This window comes from Pelagerythrobacter aerophilus (genome assembly GCF_003581645.1).
GTDB classification, from domain to species: Bacteria; Pseudomonadota; Alphaproteobacteria; order Sphingomonadales; family Sphingomonadaceae; genus Pelagerythrobacter; species Pelagerythrobacter aerophilus.
Window position 1 is genome coordinate 1 of record NZ_QXFK01000016.1, and the last position, 19,095, is coordinate 19,095.

Genomic DNA, 19,095 nt, shown 5'->3' on the forward strand with positions numbered 1-19,095 from the left:
CATGAAGATCCTCGTGCCCGTGAAACGGGTGATCGACTACAACGTGAAGCCTCGGGTGAAGGCGGACGGTACGGGTGTCGATCTTGCGAACGTCAAGATGAGCATGAACCCGTTCGACGAGATCGCGGTCGAGGAAGCGCTGCGAATCAAGGAAGCCGGCAAGGCCGAGGAAGTGGTCGCGGTTTCGATCGGTCCGGCCAAGGCCCAGGAAACGCTGCGCACCGCGCTCGCGATGGGCGCCGACCGTGCGATCCTGGTCCAGACCGATGACGAGGTCGAGCCGTTGGCGGTCGCCAAGATCCTCAAGGCGATCTACGAGGCGGAGCAGCCAGGCCTGGTGATCCTGGGCAAGCAGGCGATCGACGACGATTCGAACCAGACCGGCCAGATGCTGGCCGCGCTGACCGGCCGGCCGCAGGGCACCTTCGCCAACGACGTCGAGATCGACGGCGAGAGCGTCACCGTGAAGCGCGAGATCGACGGCGGCCTCGAGACAGTCAAGCTCACGCTTCCGGCGATCGTCACCACCGACCTGCGCCTGAACGAGCCGCGCTATGCTTCGCTGCCGAACATCATGAAGGCGAAGCAGAAGCCGCTCGATACCAAAAGCCCCGCCGATTACGGCGTCGACACTGCGCCGCGTCTCAAGACGACCAATGTCTCCGAACCGCCGGTGCGGCAGGCGGGTGTGAAGGTCGCCGACGTCGACGAGCTGGTCGCCAAGATCAAGGCGCTTGGGATCGCTTGAGCTTAGCAGGTCTGCTCCCGTTCGCCCCGGATCCTGAGCCACGCCGAAGGATCGAAGGGCCGCTCACCACCTCGAGCGCTGCGGGACAACGGAATTTAGGGAAGAGACGATGAAAACGCTGGTTCTGGTCGAACACGACAACGCTTCGGTAAAGGACGCAACGCTGTCCGCGGTCACCGCCGCCGCCAAGCTCGGCGAAGTGCACCTGCTGGTTGCCGGCAGCGGCTGCAGCGCGGCGGCCGAGGCGGCCGCGAAGATCGAAGGGGTGGGCAAGGTCCACGTCGCCGACGATCCCGCCTACGAGCACCAGCTGGCCGAGAACGTCGCGCCGCTCGCGGCCGAGCTGATGAAGGACCACGACGCCTTTCTCGCTCCTGCCACGACCACCGGCAAGAACATCGCCCCGCGCGTTGCCGCATTGCTCGACGTGATGCAGATCTCCGACATCCTGTCGATCGAGGGGGAGAAGACCTTCACTCGTCCGATCTATGCCGGCAACGCGATCGCGACGGTCGAATCGAGCGATCCCAAGCTGGTCATCACCGTGCGCGGCACGGCTTTCGACAAGGCCGGCGCCGAAGGCGGTTCGGGCACGGTCGAGGCGGTCTCCGGCGCCGGCGATGCGGGAATCTCGAGCTTCGTCGGCCAGGAGCTCGCCAAGAGCGAGCGTCCCGAGCTGACCAGCGCCAAGGTGATCGTCTCGGGCGGCCGCGCGCTCAAGGACGCAGCGACCTTCGAGGAATATATCATGCCGCTCGCCGACAAGCTCGGCGCGGGCGTGGGTGCGAGCCGCGCGGCGGTCGATGCGGGCTATGTCCCCAACGACTACCAGGTCGGCCAGACGGGCAAGATCGTCGCACCGGAAGTCTATATCGCGATCGGCATCTCCGGCGCGATCCAGCACCTCGCCGGGATGAAGGACTCCAAGACCATCATCGCCATCAACAAGGATGAGGACGCGCCGATCTTCCAGGTCGCCGACATCGGTCTCGTCGCCGACCTCTACGAGGCCGTCCCATCGTTGACTGACGCTCTATGACGACACGCAAATTCATCCCTCGTGATCGTCGGTGGCGGCGTTGCGGGATTGGCGCCGGCGATACGGCCAAAGCAGTGGAAGATCGGCGGCGCGCTGGGCACGGCGATCGCCCGTGTCGATATGTGGATGCGCACGCTGAAGATCAGCCTGCCCGTCACCATGAAGCACCACCGCAACTGCGACCAGTTGCAGGGGGCCAGCCTGCTCAAGCCGATCGACTATTCCAAGCCCGGTAGCAAGATCAGCCTCGACCGGCTGCCGTCCGTGTTCCTGTCGACACCAATCAGAGAAAGGCCAGCCCTGCCGACTTCAACTGAACGAACTCGAAGTTCTGCTGAAGACCAACTTGCCCGTTTTCGCAGGCCCCGCCGAACATTACCTCCGGCCGGCCACTATGAATATACCCGCGCGCCGAAGAGGGCGAGCCCAAGTCGTGATCAATGCCCAGAACTGGGTCCACTGCAGGACCTACGACATCAATTGGGTCGCCCAGAGGGTGGCAGCGGGGCCAAACTATCCCCACATGTATGGGATGTCAGCGGACATAGAGTCCGCCGTTCATGTCCAATGTCGCGCCCACGAAAAAGCCGCCACGGTCGGATGCGAGCAGCGCTGCAGCGGCGGCGATTTCGCTGACTTCCATGAAACGCCCGACAGGGACCTTGCCCTCGACCATTGCAATCTGTTCGTCCGACAGCCGTGCCTTGGCCGTGGCGATGGGGCCAGGCGAAATAGCATTCACCGTCACGCCGGAGTCTGCAAGCAATTGTGCGAAATATTTCGTCAGCATGATCGCGCCGGCTTTGGACGAGGCGTAGTGTGGCGACGCGACTGTGCCTCCGTTCTGGCCCGCGAGCGAGGTGATGTTGACGATGCGGCCATAGCCATTCGCCGACATGTGATCCTTGAAAACCTGGCAGCCCAAAAAAACGCTGCGCATGTTGATGGCAACGATCTCGTCGAACTCCTCAGGGGTGATGTCGTCCACCGATGTTCGCTTGGCGAAGCCGGCATTGTTCACCAATATATCGACCTTGCCCCATTTTTCGATCATCGCACCGCGTCCGGCGATGAAGTCATCCTTGCTGCGCACGTCGAGGTTGAGGATCGTCGCGGTCTCCCCCGACGGGTCGAGTGACCTGGCGACGGCCTCAGCCGCCGCCAGATCGATATCGCAGATTGCAACGCGCCCACCGCCCGCATGGATTTCGCGGCAGATCGCCTCGCCAACGCCTTTGGCGCCGCCGGTGATCATCGCGGTTCGCCCTTCGAACGAAAAAGAACCGGGCTTGGGGATTTCGGTTAGAGACATATTGCAGTCCAGTTCTGCCCCCAAGAATTCAGTACTTGTAACCCAGCGTCAGGCCATAGCTGCGCGGTGTGTTGGTAAAGATCTTCCAGTATCGAGTCTGGCCGGTCGGCACGACGAGAAAGGCCGTAATGTCGTCGGCATGCATGATCTGGTAGTTATTGGTGAGGTTCTTGCCCCATACACCCAGATTCCAGTGACCGTCCGCACTCTCGTAATTCAAGCGTGCGTTGACCGTCTGACCTCGCGTGTCGTCATAGAGATTCTGGAAGCTCGAAAGATTGTTCGCATCGTCGGTCGAAATGCGCGACGAATAGTTGAACTCGACCTGTGGGGACAGCGTGGCGCCATTGGGCAGGTAGGCATCGTATTTCGCGCGAGCCAGGAACGAGTGGCTTGGTGCGTATTTTGCGGGATTGCCCGAATAGTCGACATCGACCAGCGGATCGTACAGCGAGGAATATTCGCCATCGAGATGCGTGTAGTTAAAGGTAAACTGCAGCCCGTCGACGGGACGTAATTTCGATTCCAGTTCAAGCCCACGCATCTTGAGCGTGCCGTTGAAGGTATGCGCCACACCGCCCGCGCCCGAAAAGTTCTGGAGATCTTTCGTCTCTTGGTCGAACAGCGCGATATTGAGGTCGAGCATGTTGCCGAAGAGGCGGCTCTTCGCGCCGATTTCGTAGTTGCGGGCTTTTTCTGGGTCGAGCGGAATGGTGGGGTTGAGATAGGCATTGTCGACAAAGCCGCCCGATTTGAAGCCCTTGGCATAGGTCGCATACAGATTCACCCCATGGACAGGCTCGTACTTCACGGTGAAGCGAGGCGTGAACGCATCCCAGCTCTCACCGCCTGACGCACTGACATCGCCCGGGTAGCCAAGCCCCGGGATGCCGTCGGGGTCGGTGGTCGAGAAGGCACGGTAGTCGATCGACTTCTTGTCTTTCGTATAACGGCCACCGGCAACCACCGAGAGGCGGTCGGTAACTTCGAAGGTCAGCTCGCCGAACACTGCATAGGACTGGACCTTGCCGTCCTGCACACGCGTGATGTGGGAGACACCCGGGTTAGTACGGATGCGTCCGTCGAATACCGATCCGGGCAGGGGGCTGTAATAGAAGATGTTGGTCGTCGAGACGTCGGCGTTCAGGTAGTAGGCGCCGACGACATAAGACAGGCGATTGGGCGCCGATGCGAAACGGACTTCCTGGGTGAAGCTGCGATTCTTCACGTCCTGGCGGCGATCGAAGACCGGGACCACAGTGCCGACCGGGATATCATCGTTGATTGCGTGGCTGTCGTTCATGCGATAGCCAGTGATCGCAGTCAGCGTACCGCCAAACAGTTCAAGGTCGCCGCGCAGATAGCCGCCGCGAAGCCGCTGGCGATAAGGTGAGCGGGCATAGTCATTGTTCGTCCACTCGTCATTGGTGAAGTCGCCGAACGTGTCCGGCACAACCTGCTCTCCGCCGATCCCCAACTGGATCGAACCCCCATTGCCCTTAGTGTACGAATAATCGCCGGCAAGAACGATCTCGAGCGTGTCGGTCGGCGTGAAAAGCAGCTTGCCGCGCGCGGCATAGCCGTCGGTCTTCCCATAGCTGCCCGACTGGTTGGGCGTGTCGATCAGACCGTCCGAGCTCTCGGTCGAAAATGCAACGCGGGCGGCCAGCTTGTCTTCGACCACGGTCCCGTTAATCATGCCCTCCGTGCGGACGTAGCCGCCATTACCGGCGGTCACCTGCATCGCGTAGTCTTCGCCGAATTCGGGATTATTGGTGACGACAGCGATTGCGCCGCCCACCACATTGCGTCCGAATAGCGTGCCTTGCGGGCCGCGCAGCACCTCGACGCGGTTCACGTCGTAGAAATTGGCGTTCAGGTCATTGTTGAACACGTAGTAGATGTCGTCCTGAAAATAGGCGACGGGCGTATCCAGCGTGGCGGTACGGAAGGTCGAGACATTGCCGCGGATCGAGAGGATCGACAGCGACTTGTCCGATGTGTTGACGGTGATGCCGGGAAGTTCGGTCGTCAGTGCGGTGGGGCTGAATACCTGCTGTTCGGCCAGCTGGGCACCACCAAAGGCTGCGATCGAGAAGGGAACGTCGCCAACGGTCGATTCACGACGTTGCGCAGTGACGATGATTTCCTGCGTGTCATCACGGCGAACGGGTACCCGCGCGGACTCCTCTTGATCGGCATTGCCGACCGAATCCGATGGTGCTTGGTCCCCGGCGTCCTGCGCAAAGGCTGGCGCCGCCCAGCACGATGCGATGGCAAAACATGATGCAACTGTCTGAAATATATTGGCCATTCTCGGATTCCTCTCCCTGAGGTTTTGCAGGCAAGTTTGTTCTGGAGCCGAGAAAGAGCGATGAAGAGCAATAATAGCAATAGCATCATCCCGTTTTTTGAATGGTACAACCATAATCCGATTGGGGATGGGACGACAGACAATCTAGCTCGGCATTGGAAAATGACTTCCGGCCCATCTGGACTGAGGCGGGTTCCGGCCGCGGGTAGGGTCGCAGGCGTGCCAAAACGAAAACTGTGAGGATGAGATGCAGACCAAGGACAGCGAAGACCTGACCCGCGTGGGCCCCGGCACCGTTATGGGCACCTTCATGCGCCAATACTGGATTCCGGCGTGTCTCTCATCGGAGCTGGTGGCCGATGGCGACCCGGTTCGGCTGATGCTGCTGTGCGAGAAGCTGATCGCTTTCCGCGACAGCGAGGGTCGGGTCGGCATCATGGACCACCGTTGCCCGCATCGCTGCGCCTCGCTGTTCATCGGCCGTAACGAGGAAAGCGGCATCCGCTGCGTCTATCACGGCTGGAAATTCGACGTGAACGGCAAGTGCGTCGACATGCCCTCTGTCCCGGCGCGAATGGATTTCAAGGAACGCGTCCATGCTAAGGCCTACAAGACCTATGAATCGAATGGCCTCGTTTGGGTCTACATGGGCGCTGATCAGGATGCACCGCCGCCGCGCCCGCAGATCGAGGCAGCCATGTCGCCCGATGCCGAGATCTGGTGCCTGCAGCGCGACTGCAACTGGCTCCAGGCGCTGGAAGGCGACCTCGACACCAGCCACGTCGGCTTCCTGCATGTTGGTTCGCTGAAGGCGGAGGATCTGGACGAGGACCACCCGATGCGCCCGACTGTCCTCAACCGTGCGCCTGAGTATGAGGTGCAGCAATCCGACTGGGGCGTGATGTATGGCGGCTATCGTCCCAATGACGACGGGCAGATGTCATGGCGCGTGGCGCATTACATGTTTCCATTCTGGACGCAGACGCCCAACAACCGTTTCGCGACCCGTGCCATCGCCCGCGCATGGGTGCCGATCGATGACGAACACTCGATGCTATTCGACATCACCTGCGGAACCGATGCGGGCAACCCGGCCTATACCTCGACGCTGAAAGACGGCACGCCGCTTTTCGACAAGATCGAATACCAGCCGAACACCACGGATTGGTACGGTCGCTGGCGCTCGACTGACAGCCAGGCGAACGACTGGGCGATCGACCGCGATTCTCAGCGCAACGGCACGCAGTTCACCGGCATCCCCAACATTACAATGCAGGACCAGGCCGTGACCGAGAGCATGGGGCCGATTACTGACCACAGCTTCGAGAACCTGGCTCCGACCGACCAGATGATCGCACGCGTACGCCGTCGCGCCTTGCTGGCCGCCCGTTCTGTAGCCGAAGGCAAGGCGCCCGCACCTGGCGTGAAAGAGCCTGAAGTATTCTATGCTGCTCGCGCCGGTTCTTTCCTGCACGATCCCAAGGACAGCCTTGATCGCGCGTACAAGACCGCGCTTTCCAAGGCGACGCGGTGGGGCAAGGAAGTGGAGGCGGCCGAATAGGCCCTTCCTTTCGCGGGAGAGACAGATGCGGGATCCGGAAGACATGCCGTATGCGGCCGAAGGCGATGCGCTCGCCTTCGACGATGCGCCCGCCTACAGCCAGAAAAGCAAGATGAAAGTAAGAATCAAGAAAATCGAGTGGGAGGCGGATGGGATCAATTCCTATTTCCTGACCTCTCTCGATGGCCAGGACATGCCTGCGTTCGAACCGGGCGCACATGTCGATGTCGAACTGAAACCCGGGCTGACGCGAAGCTATTCGCTGGTCAATGATCCGAAGCAGCGCAGCTATTACGAAATCGCGGTTCATCACGCGATCGACAGCCGCGGCGGCTCACGCCACATTCACGAAGTCTGGCGCGTGGGTGAGGTGGTGGAGATTTCAGTCCCCAAGAACAATTTCCCGATGAACGAGGACGCCCCGCATACCGTGCTCATCGCAGGCGGCATCGGCATCACGCCCATGCTTCCGATGATCGCGCGGCTTGAGGAGTTGGGACGGAGCTGGGAACTGCACTATGTTGCCGCCACTCCTGAACGGGCCGCCTATGTCGGCAGGCTTGCGGCATATCCAGCCGCGAAGATCGTGTTCGACGGGATTGAGGGAGGGGCCAAGCTCGACCTTGCCGCGCTCAGTGAAAGCACTCGTGAAGACGCTCATCTCTACTGCTGCGGTCCGGGCGGAATGCTTGATGCTTTCGTAGCGCTCACCAAGGGCCGCCCGGCGGACCATATCCACATCGAATATTTCTCGGCCGAGACCGAACTGGCCACCGAGGGCGGCTATTCGCTCGAGCTCACTCGCAGTGGGAAAACGATCCAGGTGGCAGAGGGCGAGACCATGCTTGATGCACTGCTGTCAGCGGGCGTCGATATTGGTTTTGCCTGCTCAGAAGGCGTCTGCGGCACATGCCAGGTCAAGGTTCTGGATGGCGTGCCAGACCATCGCGACCATTTCCTGACGGATGCGGAAAAGGCAGCGAATTCTTCGGTGATGGTGTGCTGCTCGGGCTCCAATTCGGCGAAGCTGGTGCTCGACCTCTAAGGCGCACCCATAACCGGCAGAAAGAGCCGCAAGGTGGCCGTCCGGTTTCATTGAGGAGAGAGGATTTTGGCAGTTTCGCTAAGCAGCAGTCAGCAGGGCGGATTTCTCGATGCCCTGCCGCTGTCCTACTACCAGATATGGTCGGTGCTGATGACCGCGGCGGCCGTCGTGCTGGACGGGCTCGACAACCAGATGCTGGGTCTTGCCGCCCCTTCGCTGATCGCAGAATGGGGCATCAGCCGTGACACGCTGGGCATGGTGTTTGCGCTTGGCTTCGTGGGCATGGCAATTGGCACGTTGGTGTCGGGCGTGATTGGCGATCTATTCGGCAGGCGCGGGGCACTGTTGATTGGCGTCGGTATCTTTGGCGTGGCTACGCTGGTGACCGGATTTTCGGCGTCGTTATGGCAGGTTGCCTTCCTGAAGTTCCTTGCCGGCGTCGGCCTAGGTGGCGTGCCGGGTACGGCATCTGCCATGATCGCGGAATTCACGCCTGCTCGCTGGCGCAGCCAGGCGGTAACGTTCGGCGTGGTCTGCGTTTCGATCGGCGGTGTGTTGGGAGGGCTGGCCGCGGCGGCGATCCTGCCCTCGCTTGGCTGGCGGTGGCTGTTCTATCTGGGCGGGGGCATCACAATGGCCTTTGTCGCTTACCTGTGGCTGGTCCTGCCGGAATCGCCGCAATACCTGCTTGATCGCGGGAACAGGCGGGCGGAGTTCGAGAAGGTGATGGCGCGGATCGGCCACCCCGATCCCGCATCGCTGGTTCCGCAGGGCGCCGGCGGCGAGGTCGAGAAGATGCCCTTTTCTGCCTTGTTCGGGGCAGCACATCTGCGTGACACGCTGGCGCTGGCGCTGGCGATGTTTTCGGGCATGTTCATGATCTATCTCATGTTCAACTGGGCCCCGACCATGCTTACTAGCAGCGGTTATGACCTGCAGGCGGCCAGCCTGGGCCTTACTAGTTTCAATATGGGCGGGGTCATCGGTGCGATCCTTGCGTCCTTCGCCATCATCAAGCTGGGATCGCGCGTGACGCTGGTCACTATGGCGACCGTTGGCATGCTGGTCTGCTCCGCGCTTGCGGTCATGCCGATGACGGGGGGAGCCAATGAAACTCCGATGCTTGGCCTTCTCATCGCGATGGGGCTGTTTGCCAGCGCCGCGCAATCGGCGATGTTCGCAGTGGGCGCGCACGCCTTTCCGACCGGCGTCCGGGCACGCGGGCTTGGCACGATGGGCGTTGCCGGCCGTGCGGGTGCCATTGTCAGCGCGGTGGCCGGTGCCTGGCTGATTGGCGGCGGCGCGCAGATGTTCTTCGGTTCGCTCGCCGTGCTGATGCTGGTTAACGCGATCGGCTTTCTGGTCGTGCGCAGCCATATCCCGCGGCTGACCCGCAAGCAGGACACACCTGCATGACGCGCAGTTTCGATTATATCATCATCGGCTCGGGCTCTGCCGGAAGCGTGCTGGCCAACCGCCTGTCTGCCGATCCCAACATCTCCGTCGCGCTGATTGAGAGAGGACCGTCGGACCGTAAGTGGCCGGTCAATATCAAGACTATCATGCCAATCGGCAATATCTTCCTGATCCCGCACGCCCGCTACAACTGGCAACAGCAGTTGAGCGGGGGAGAGGCCATCGACGGGCGGGTCATCGGCTTTCCGCGCGGCAAGCTGTTCGGCGGTTGCAGTGCGATCAATGGCGGCGTCTATATTCGCGGGCAGGAAGAGGACTACGCAGGCTGGGTGCAGGCGGGGAATCCTGGCTGGGCCTGGAAGGACGTGCTGCCCGCCTTCAAACGGCTGGAAAACTATCACGGGCCGGACAAGCCATGGCACGGAAAGGGGGCGGAGTTGGATGTCGAAAAGCCGACATCATACAATCCTCTTACCACCGCCATCATCGAGGCGGCCGTCCAGGCGGGACATTACCGCAACGACGATTTTGCATCCGAGCGCAAGGACGGTTTCGGCCGCTATGATCTCAACCAGCGGCGCGGAACGCGGCTTTCCGCGGCGCGCGCTTTCCTTCATCCCGCGATGGGACGTGCGAACCTGAGCGTGTTCGAGGAAACGCTGGTTCGCAGGATCGTCGTCGATGATGGCCGCGCGACCGGTATCGAGATCGAACGTAATGGAAAGCGTGACATCCTGCATGCGAAAAGCGAGGTACTGGTCAGTGCCGGCGCGACCAATTCGCCGCATTTGCTGATGCTGTCCGGCATCGGCGATCGCGACGCCCTTTCCGATGCTGGCGTCGAGACGAAACACGAGCTTCCCGGCGTGGGCGCGCATCTGCAGGACCATCCCACCGTCCATCTCTCGGTTGAGAATCCCAGCGGCGAATCCTATGCGATGTCGCGCTCCTCCTTTCTGAGAAATGCCTTGGCGCCGTTTAGGTACTTACTGCGCCGCCAGGGCATGTTCGCTTCGAACGTGGCGGAATGCGGCGGCTTCGTATCGACTGACGGCAGCGGACGGCCCGATATCCAGATGACATTCCTAGTCGGGCTGAAAGGAAATGCCCGAGTGGTTCCCAGCAACCACGGCTTCATGGCGCTGATCCAGCTGCTTCGCCCCAACAGCGAAGGCCGTGTGCGGCTTGCCAGCAACCGGCCTGAGGACAAGCCGATAATCGAGCCTAATTTCTTTGACGATCCGCGCGATATGGCGACTCTGATCGCCGGCTTCCGCGAGGCGCGCCGCATATTCGACCAGCCCGCCCTTGCGGCCAAGCGCGGCAAGGAGTTGGAACCCGGCGCCGAGCATGTCAGCGATGCCGAATTGGACACGGCGCTGCGCAGGATTGTCAACACCGCCTATCACCCAACCGGAACCTGCAAGATGGGCCCTGCCAGCGATCCCCTGGCCGTGGTCGACCACAAGCTGCGGATGCACGGCATCGAGGGGCTGCGCGTCATCGATGCCTCGGTAATGCCGACCATCATCAGCGGCAATACCAGCGCGCCCACCATGATGATCGCACAGCGCGCCGCCGACTTCATTCTGGAAGAGCGCCGGACGCCCGGCCAGGGACCCTCCCGGGTTGCCGAAACGGAGTTTCAGTCATGAACGCAAACACGCCCGTCCAATTCGTGATCACCCAACGCGAACAGGACATGCTGATCGGCGGCCAGCGTGTGCCGGCGATTTCGGGCCGCCGGTTCGAGACCCGAAACCCCGCGACTGGTGAACTTCTGGCAAATGTCGCCCGTGGTGGCGTCGAAGACGTGGACCGCGCCGTCAAGGTCGCGCGCGAAGCGTTGGGCGGCCCGTGGAGCCGCATGAAGCCCGCCGAGCGACAGGCGATCATGCTGCGCCTCGCCGACCTGATTGAAGAGAACTGGGACGAGCTAGCGATGCTCGACACGCTCGATCTGGGCGCGCCGCTGTCGCGCACGCGGCTGGGCAAGGTCCGGTCAGGTGCGCTGCTGCGCTATTACGCCGGGCAGGCCACACTAATTTCCGGCGAGACTCTGAGTAATTCAGCGCCCGGAGATGTGCTGAGCCATACGCTGAAGGAGCCGATCGGGGTGGTCGCCGCGATCAATCCCTGGAACGGCCCGATCGGCATGTCGGTGTGGAAGTCGGGCCCCGTCTTGGCCACGGGCTGCACGCTGGTGATGAAACCCGCCGAACAGACACCCCTTTCGGCTCTCCGATTTGCTGAACTATGTCTGGATGCAGGCGTGCCCGAAGGTGTGATCAACGTGGTGACTGGCATGGGCGATGCGGGAGCGGCGCTTTCGTCCCATCCTGATGTCGACAAGATTGCCTTCACCGGATCGACTGGTGTCGGCCAGAAGATCATCGAGGCGGCAGCCCCGACGATGAAACGCGTCACCGTGGAACTGGGCGGCAAGTCGCCCAATATCGTCTTTGCCGATGCCGATCTTGAAAAGGCGGTACCGGCGGCGGCCAATGCAGTGTTCGCCAATGCAGGCCAGATCTGCAGCGCAGGCACCCGGCTGTTCGTCGAGTCCTCGATCCATGACGAATTCATGGATCACCTGGTCGAGCATACCCGCACCATTCGCGTTGGTGATCCGCTTGACCCCGAAACGCAGATCGGGCCGGTCGTGTCGCAGGCGCAGATGGAGCGTATCCTGTCATTCATCGATGGCGCCGAAAGCGAGGGCGCAAGTCCGCTACTCGGCGGCACGCGCAAGGCGGGCGAAGGTTATGACGCCGGCTATTTCATCGAACCCACGATTTTCGGCGATGTCACCGACGGCATGACCATCGCGCGCGAGGAAATCTTCGGACCTGTCCTTTCGGCATTTTCGTTCGACACGACGGAGGAAGTCATCGGGCGTGCCAACGCCACCAGTTTTGGCCTCGGCAGTGGCGTGTGGACCCGCGATCTCGCCACCGCGCACCGCGTGGCGCGCGGCATCAAAGCGGGTTCGGTCTGGGTGAACTGCTACCAGATGCTAGATCCTGGTGTGCCCTTCGGCGGCTACAAGATGAGCGGGTTTGGCAGGGAGTCCGGGCCGCACCATATCGAGGAGTATCTGGAGACCAAGGCCGTGTGGATCAATCTCGACTAAGGGAGCGCGGCGCGTGATCAGATCCACGTGCCCGTCAGGTCCGGGTTCGAGATGCGTTCGCGCGCTGCGTGCTCCAGCTTTTCGATGAACAGTCGCTGCGTCGCTGTGGGGCGCCAGCTACGCCGCGTGGTAATGCCTACCATGCGGCGGCTGCCTTCAAGCGGTCTGCCGATCTGGGTCAGCAGCCCGCTGCGGATCTGCAGTGCGACCTGATCGGGCGACAGGAGCGTGAGCAGATTGGCATAGGTCAGCAAACGGCCGATGATCATCACCGATCCGCATTCGATTTGTGTTTCCGGACGCTGGCCTTCGGCGAAGAATTTTTCCCAATGGTTCCTCAGTGGAGAATTGGCTGGTGCCACAATCCAGGGGTACGATCGCAGCTGTTCCATCGTCGGTCGTTCAACCGAGGCGAGCGGATGCTGGCTTCCCGCTGCGACAACCAGCATGTCTTCCAGCAAGGGGCGTTGATAAAGGTCGGCGATCTCATGCGGGCGCAGAGCGCCGACGATCATGTCGATTGCGCCGTCGCGCAGCGGCTCGACCAATTCGCGCCAGTTGCCTTCCAGAACCCTGAAAGAGGCTTTCGGCACCTCCTTGGCTATGTCTGCCATCGCACGCGGCACTAGGAACGGACGGGCCAGCGGGAGCGCACCAAAGGATATCATCTCGCTGCGGCTGTCGCTGTCCAGCGCAAGATCCACCAGAGCCGCTTGGATCTCGGCCACCGCCAGCCGCGCACCACGCGCCAGCCTCTTGCCGGCCGCGTTCAGCCAGACCGCCCGGCCGCGCCGTTCCACAAGTTTGGTGCCGATGACCAGTTCGAGATCGCCGACCGCGCGGTGCACCGCGGTTTGCGAGATCGCGATGGTTCGTGCCGCTGCGGCAAAGCTGCCCGCATCGGCCAAGGCGAGAAAGGCGCGAAGCTGGGTCATCGTCATCAATCGTTCGGGATTGTTGAAGACGTTGGTGAGATCTTGCGCGCTTTCGCCCAAGTGTTTCAGCGCGGCCTCTGTCCGTTCGATCACAATCCGCCCCATGGCCGTGGGGACCATCCCGCCTGATCGCCGTTCGAACAGCGTGTATCCGAACTGGCGTTCCAGCTTGGCTATGCCTTGGGTCAACGCGGGCTGCGAAAGATTCACCAGCGATCCGGCCGCCGTGATGCTGCCGTGCTCGTGTATCGCCAGAAGACCACGCAGATGCCGGATGTTGATTTCGAAGACTTCGGCCATTCTATCATCCTAATGGCGGCCAGGCATTTATCGATTTTGCACGATGCTTATAGCATCAGTCCCTCGTTACGATAGTTTTCGATTTCCTCGTCCCGCATATCCAATATCTCGCGCATGACGTTGGCGCCATCTTCGCCAAGCGCTGCCAAATGCGCACGGGCATGGGCGGTGGAGGCCGACATCTGGAACGGCGGGTTGGTAACCTTGAACGGTCCTGCCCCATCGTCGAGCGTGGTGAATGCGTTGCGGGCGGCCAGTTGGTCGTCTTCCATTACTTCCTCGACGGTTCGATAGACCGCGCAGGGCACGCCCTTGGCGGAAAGGATCGCTTCCGCCTCTTGCGATCTGTGCTGTATTGTCCATGCTTCTGTTTCGGCCAAAAGATCATCCCAGTTGCGATTGCGGTCGGCATTGGTGACAAAGCGCGGGTCCTGCGCCAGCGTATCACGACCCATCGCCTTGATGAGACTGAGGAAGTTGCCAGGGCTGGTCGGCGCAACCATGATGAAGCCATCACGGGTGCGCAGCGGCTTGTACAGCGGGCGCCGCTCATCCAGCGGTTGTTGCGCGACCTGCATTTCATAGACCAGCATACCTACCATCGCTTCTAGCATCGAAACGTCGATGAACTGCCCGAGGCCGGTGCGTTCGCGCTGAAAAAGCGCGGTCTGGATGGCCCCGAAGGCATGCGTTCCGCCGAGCACATCGGCGATGAATATACCGCCGGTTGCGGGTGTCTCCGATCCGTCCTGATATTCCAGATTGGTGAGGTCGAAACCGCTGCTCGCATGGATCACGGGGGCATAGGCGGGGGAATGCGCCTTCGGCCCCTTCTGGCCATAACCCGAGATCGAGCAATAGACGAGGCGTGGATTGACCTTCAGCAACGTTTCATGATCGAGGCCGAGGCGCGCCATCACACCTGGCCTGAAATTCTCGACCAGCACATCGCATTTCGCCACCAGCGCGCGAATTGTGTCTTGCATCTTAGGGCTTTTCAAATCGCAGGCCAGGCTGCGTTTGCCGGCGTTGAGCTGGGCGAAATACCGACTCTTGCCGTCGCGAAGGGGCGGGCGGGCGCGGACCTGGTCGCCCCCGGTCATGGTCTCTACCTTGACTACTTCCGCCCCCAGGTCTGCCAGCATGCGCGTGGCATAGGGTCCGGCCATCACGGCGGTGAAATCAAGAACCCTGATCCCATCCAGCGCACCTACCATCGTTTCCGCCACGCACTGCTCTCCATTTTGTCTGCGGTCTAATGGTCCTACCTATAGATTTCATGTGCTGCGTTGCAAGCGCAGGCCTTGCGAAGTGTCCGCGAATTCCACGGCGATGACGCAACTAACGGGCGGCGTTCTCTTGCATGTGAGTGTGGATGCGATCGAGATGGGCGGTCATCTCGAGCGCTGCTGCCTCGCAATCCCTCTCACGCAATGCGCTGACAAGCCGATAACGTGAATCGATCAGTGTTTCCTGAAGCGTCTTGTAATTCGGGCCGGCAACGAAGTTCTGCAGGATCGAAGACAAGGCCCCCACGAAGAGTGCATAGATTCGGTTTCCGGTGGCTTCAGCCAAGACCTGGTAGAACTCGACCGCGCATCGATAGCGCGCCTCTACATCGGTTTCCATACGGGTCTGCTCCACGATTTCGGCCAATCGGTCGAAATGTGCACTGGTACCCCGCTCGCAGGCGAGGCGAACGACAATTGCCTGTATGCCGAGACGCGCTTCGGTCAGTTCGTCGAGCGACACTTTTCCCAGATGAACGAAGTCCTGCATCGCTTGTGCGACAGGATCGTTTTCCGCAGCTTGGATGAATGCGCCACCTTTAACGCCCTTTTCGTTCCGGATGATACCGGACATCTCGAGACTGCGTAGCGCCTCGCGCACAGCATTTCGGCTGATCTGGAAGCGAACGGCCAGTTCTCGCTCGGCGGGGAGCTTGTCACCGGCTTTGAGCGTGCCATCGGCAACCATCTGACGGACTTGGTCGCACACTGCCTCAAAGGCGCGCTGCGTCTTTATAGGCTTGAAGCCGTTAGCTGTGCTTCCTGCCGGTTTTGCCATCGCCGTTTTCGCCTTTGTATTGTTTTTCTGTTTCTCGGTATTGCGTGTTGCGATCACAGACAAGGGGTGGGTCAATGGTCCCACCACTAGCCTTTGAACCGATAAGTTAAGATGCCGGGAGCGGCATTGATCTGCAGCAATGCGAATGGGGCGGTCGAGCGAAACTGCGGAGTCCGACAACATGTATATCGCTGCATGAAGAAGGAACCGGAGCAGATGACTCCGGGTCAACCGCGAAATACCGCATTTACCTGCGCGAGGTCTTATTCCTCAGGCCCAGCGTAACGGCAGGACCGCTGCGGACAATGGCGATCAACGGGTAGAGGCAATCGCGGCCGTGCGTCGGCTGCCGCGCGAAAACCCTCTGATGCGGGCGCAGACCAAGACGCTCGTCACGGGTACGGGAAAGTGGGTCGCCGAATGCGCGTTCGACGATCTTGAGATACTGGTGTTGCATCGGGCATCTTCGGGCCAAGCCCCGGTTCCGCTCGGCCTGCCGATCTGAAAAGCTTGGCGCGACCTGAACGCGAAGCGCCGCCGAATCGTCTCCGGCGCGGCCTTTTTTGCATCGGCGAGATCAGAGTTCCTCGGGCCAGTAGAGGCGCATGGGATTGGTAACGAGCAGTTTCTGCTGCAGTTCAGCGCTGGGTGCGATGCGCGGGATCATATCGACGATATGGCCGTCGTCTGCGATCTCGTCCTGCATGTTGGGGTGCGGCCAGTCGGTGCCCCAGATCACGCGATCGGGATAGTCGGCCACGAGCGGCGCGACCGCGACGGCGAAATTGTTCCATGGATCGCCCATGCCGCCCTCCTTCTTGGCGTCGAGCCGCTCGGGGCAGGTGGCCTTGAACCAGATGTCCACGCGGCTGTCGAGAAGCGAGCGGAAGGCCTTAACGTCCGCGCTGTTGGGGCCCTGCGTCACATCGGGGCGGCCCATGTGATCGATCACCACCGGCACCGGGATGGACGCGATGAACGGGCGCATTTCTTCCAGGATGTCGGCCTCGAAATAGATGACCACATGCCAGCCTTCGGGCAGGCGCGCGGCAACCTTAAGAAACTTGTCCTTCGGTGCGTCATCGACAAGGCGCTTGAGGAAATTGAAGCGGATACCGCGAATGCCCGCTTCATGCAGCGCGATCAACTCTGAGTCTGAGATGTCGGGATCGACCACCGCTACGCCGCGCGCCCGTGCCTTTCCGTCTGGGCCATGGGACCTAGCGATCGCATCCAGCATCGCGGCATTGTCGGTTCCATGGCAACTGGCCTGCACGACCACGTTACGGGAAAAGCCGAGCCGGTCGCGCAGTGCGAACAGCATGTCGGGGCCCGCGTCTTCAGGCAGGTACTTTGTCTTGGCACTGAAAGGGAATTTCGCCATCGGGCCGAAAACGTGGCAATGGGCATCGACAGCGCCCGGCGGCGGAGTGAACGTGGGCTTCGACGGGGCAGGGTGCCAGGATAAGATTCGATCAGCCATAGACGGTGCCATCCATCAGTTTGCGTGCGGTTCGGAGCAGCGCGCTGGAGATCACCGCGCCGGTTTCGTCACATTCCAGTACGCAGCTCATTTCACCACTTGGATGCTCGATGCTCAGCGTCTTGCGTCGGCCCTGGGGGATCTCCGCCACCTGGGCGGCGGGCGAGCCGGGGAGGAGGCAGGCGGTCGCTGCGGTTACCGCGCCTAGGACGCCGATACTGGCATGGGCGCGGTGCGGGATGAATACTCGTGTCGTGACCGCACCGCCGCTGCGGGGCGGGGCAACCAGCGTCATCTTGGGGACCGACTTTTCGGCCACGGCGCCGAGATTCATCATCGGCCCGGCAGCAAGACGGATCGCCTCGATCTTCTCACGGATGGAGGCGAAGCCCTCGCTCTCCATTTCCTCTCGCGTTTCGTAGCCGGTGGCGCCCACGTCCGCAGCCTTGAAGACGATGCAGGGCATGCCATTATCGATCAGCGTGCAGGACACGCCGTGGATCATATCGACCGGATTGCCGGTGGGCAGCAGCGTCCCGCAGGACGACCCGGCGGTGTTGCGAAATTCCACCGGGATCGGGGCGTGAGTGCCGGGCACGCCATCGATGGTGGCATCGCCTGCGTATTTGACCGATCCACCCGGCGTCTGCACGGTTTCCACCGCAACCTGCCCGGTGTTTTCCATGTAGATCGACACCCGCGTCTCATCTCCGGTTGGCTCCACCAGCCTCCGCTCGATCGCGAACGGCCCGACGCCCGCGAGGATGTTGCCGCAATTCTGCTGGTCGGACACCAGCGCCCGATCGACAAAGACCTGCAGGAACAGGTAATCGACATCGATGCCGTCGCGCTCGGACGGTCTGACCACGGCGACCTTGCTGGTCAGAGGATCGCCACCGCCCAGGCCGTCGATCTGACGCGGATCGGGGCTGCCCATAACGCGCAGAAGGAAGGAATCGCGCGCAGCCGTATCCGCAGGCAGGTCCCCGGCGAGAAAATAGCCCCCTTTCGAGGTTCCGCCGCGCATCCACATCACCCGTGCCCGGGTGAGGACCTCAGACATATCTGAGACCCTCCTTCTCCAGCCGCTCGCGCATCTTGTACATGTCGAGGCCGAGCACACCCGAAGCCAGCGTCTGGCACTTCTCGTCTTCCATGGCTTCGCGGGCCCGGGCCTTTTCCAAAACCTCGCCGGCCGTTTCGCGTGGCACGCAGACGACGCCGTCGTCGTCCGCGACGATCACGTCGCCCGGATTGACCGCGCAATTGGCGCACACGACCGGCACATTGACGCTGCCCAGCGTGTTCTTCACCGTACCTTGCGCATAGATCGCCTTGGACCAGACGGGGAAGTTCATCTCTGTCAGATTCTTCACGTCGCGCACGCCTGCGTCGATGACCAGGCCGCGACACCCCCGAGCCTGCGCGCTAGTGGCGAGAAGGTCGCCGAAATAGCCGTCTTCGCAGGGGGAGGTGGGGGCGAGCAGCAGGATGTCGCTTTCCTGCAACTGCTCGATCGCGACATGCACCATCCAGTTGTCACCTGGAGGCGCGCTGATGGTGACGGCGCTGCCGGCGATGCGCGCGCCGACATAGATCGGACGCATGTAGCTCGCGAGGAGGCCGGTGCGCCCCTGCGCCTCGTGCACAGTGGCGACGCCGCAGGCCGCCAACCCGTCGATAATTTCGCGCGAGGCGCGTTCGATGTTCCGGACGACGACTCCTACCACGGCAAAGCTCCT

General features: G+C 61.6%; 16 protein-coding genes and 1 pseudogene. 9 read left to right on the forward strand and 8 right to left on the reverse strand.

The genetic code is table 11. The features are described from left to right. Position 1 precedes the first annotated feature (1 nt). The 3 genes and pseudogenes from D2V04_RS08305 to D2V04_RS18420 all read left to right on the forward strand — a co-directional run. On the forward strand, positions 2-748 hold the full coding sequence (locus D2V04_RS08305) for an electron transfer flavoprotein subunit beta/FixA family protein (protein WP_119512998.1): 747 nt from the start codon (positions 2-4) through the stop codon (positions 746-748). Positions 749-857: 109 nt separating this feature from the next. Then, positions 858-1,787, forward strand: coding sequence for an electron transfer flavoprotein subunit alpha/FixB family protein (locus D2V04_RS08310; protein ID WP_119513000.1), 930 nt, complete (start codon positions 858-860; stop codon positions 1,785-1,787). Between the two features lie 220 nt (positions 1,788-2,007). Then, a pseudogene (locus D2V04_RS18420) lies at positions 2,008-2,283 on the forward strand (4Fe-4S dicluster domain-containing protein); the annotation flags it as partial. 39 nt (positions 2,284-2,322) lie between these two features. Here D2V04_RS18420 and D2V04_RS08320 read toward each other — a convergent pair. Both D2V04_RS08320 and D2V04_RS08325 read right to left on the reverse strand, forming a co-directional pair. Continuing rightward, a complete protein-coding gene (locus D2V04_RS08320; protein WP_228766329.1) occupies positions 2,323-3,042 on the reverse strand; it encodes an SDR family NAD(P)-dependent oxidoreductase in 720 nt (239 codons plus the stop codon). Between the two features lie 85 nt (positions 3,043-3,127). After that, positions 3,128-5,413: a TonB-dependent receptor gene (locus D2V04_RS08325; protein ID WP_119513004.1), complete on the reverse strand. Its 2,286-nt coding sequence runs from the start codon at positions 5,411-5,413 to the stop codon at positions 3,128-3,130. Between the two features lie 298 nt (positions 5,414-5,711). Here D2V04_RS08325 and D2V04_RS08330 point away from each other — a divergent pair, with 298 nt between their 5' ends. The 5 genes from D2V04_RS08330 to D2V04_RS08350 all read left to right on the forward strand — a co-directional run bounded on the left by D2V04_RS08330 (position 5,712) and on the right by D2V04_RS08350 (position 12,568). Further along, a complete protein-coding gene (locus tag D2V04_RS08330; RefSeq protein ID WP_119513559.1) occupies positions 5,712-6,974 on the forward strand; it encodes a Rieske 2Fe-2S domain-containing protein in 1,263 nt (420 codons plus the stop codon). A 25-nt stretch (positions 6,975-6,999) separates the two neighbouring features. Next, positions 7,000-8,019, forward strand: a complete 1,020-nt coding sequence (locus D2V04_RS08335) for a PDR/VanB family oxidoreductase (RefSeq protein ID WP_228766330.1) — start codon at positions 7,000-7,002, stop codon at positions 8,017-8,019. Between the two features lie 150 nt (positions 8,020-8,169). Next, positions 8,170-9,435, forward strand: coding sequence for an MFS transporter (locus D2V04_RS08340; protein ID WP_119513561.1), 1,266 nt, complete (start codon positions 8,170-8,172; stop codon positions 9,433-9,435). Then, positions 9,432-11,090: a GMC family oxidoreductase gene (locus D2V04_RS08345; RefSeq protein WP_119513006.1), complete on the forward strand. Its 1,659-nt coding sequence runs from the start codon at positions 9,432-9,434 to the stop codon at positions 11,088-11,090. Before D2V04_RS08340 ends, D2V04_RS08345 begins: the two co-directional genes overlap by 4 nt. Then, complete coding sequence (locus D2V04_RS08350; RefSeq protein WP_119513007.1) at positions 11,087-12,568, forward strand: aldehyde dehydrogenase family protein; 1,482 nt, start codon at positions 11,087-11,089, stop codon at positions 12,566-12,568. Before D2V04_RS08345 ends, D2V04_RS08350 begins: the two co-directional genes overlap by 4 nt. Positions 12,569-12,585: 17 nt before the next feature. Here the strand turns inward: D2V04_RS08350 and D2V04_RS08355 are convergent, their stop codons facing one another. The 3 genes from D2V04_RS08355 to D2V04_RS08365 all read right to left on the reverse strand — a co-directional run bounded on the left by D2V04_RS08355 (position 12,586) and on the right by D2V04_RS08365 (position 15,927). Further along, positions 12,586-13,803, reverse strand: a complete 1,218-nt coding sequence (locus D2V04_RS08355; RefSeq protein ID WP_119513008.1) for a LysR family transcriptional regulator — start codon at positions 13,801-13,803, stop codon at positions 12,586-12,588. A gap of 47 nt (positions 13,804-13,850) precedes the next feature. Continuing rightward, positions 13,851-15,032: a CaiB/BaiF CoA transferase family protein gene (locus tag D2V04_RS08360; RefSeq protein WP_228766331.1), complete on the reverse strand. Its 1,182-nt coding sequence runs from the start codon at positions 15,030-15,032 to the stop codon at positions 13,851-13,853. 112 nt (positions 15,033-15,144) lie between these two features. Next, positions 15,145-15,927: a FadR/GntR family transcriptional regulator gene (locus D2V04_RS08365; protein ID WP_228766365.1), complete on the reverse strand. Its 783-nt coding sequence runs from the start codon at positions 15,925-15,927 to the stop codon at positions 15,145-15,147. A gap of 310 nt (positions 15,928-16,237) precedes the next feature. Here D2V04_RS08365 and D2V04_RS17925 point away from each other — a divergent pair, with 310 nt between their 5' ends. Beyond that, entirely contained in the window at positions 16,238-16,375 is a 138-nt protein-coding gene (locus D2V04_RS17925; RefSeq protein ID WP_182849710.1) for a hypothetical protein, read from the forward strand. A 72-nt stretch (positions 16,376-16,447) separates the two neighbouring features. Here D2V04_RS17925 and D2V04_RS08370 read toward each other — a convergent pair whose 3' ends face one another. Genes D2V04_RS08370 through ligK form a run of 3 tightly spaced genes read right to left on the reverse strand, consistent with a single transcriptional unit; the run spans position 16,448 to position 19,083 of the window. After that, positions 16,448-17,353, reverse strand: coding sequence for an amidohydrolase family protein (locus D2V04_RS08370; protein ID WP_119513010.1), 906 nt, complete (start codon positions 17,351-17,353; stop codon positions 16,448-16,450). After that, positions 17,346-18,416, reverse strand: coding sequence for a 4-oxalomesaconate tautomerase (locus D2V04_RS08375; protein ID WP_228766332.1), 1,071 nt, complete (start codon positions 18,414-18,416; stop codon positions 17,346-17,348). The genes D2V04_RS08370 and D2V04_RS08375 overlap by 8 nt, the downstream gene beginning before the upstream one ends. Continuing rightward, entirely contained in the window at positions 18,409-19,083 is a 675-nt protein-coding gene (gene ligK, locus D2V04_RS08380; protein WP_119513564.1) for a 4-carboxy-4-hydroxy-2-oxoadipate aldolase/oxaloacetate decarboxylase, read from the reverse strand. The genes D2V04_RS08375 and ligK overlap by 8 nt, the downstream gene beginning before the upstream one ends. Positions 19,084-19,095 lie beyond the last annotated feature (12 nt).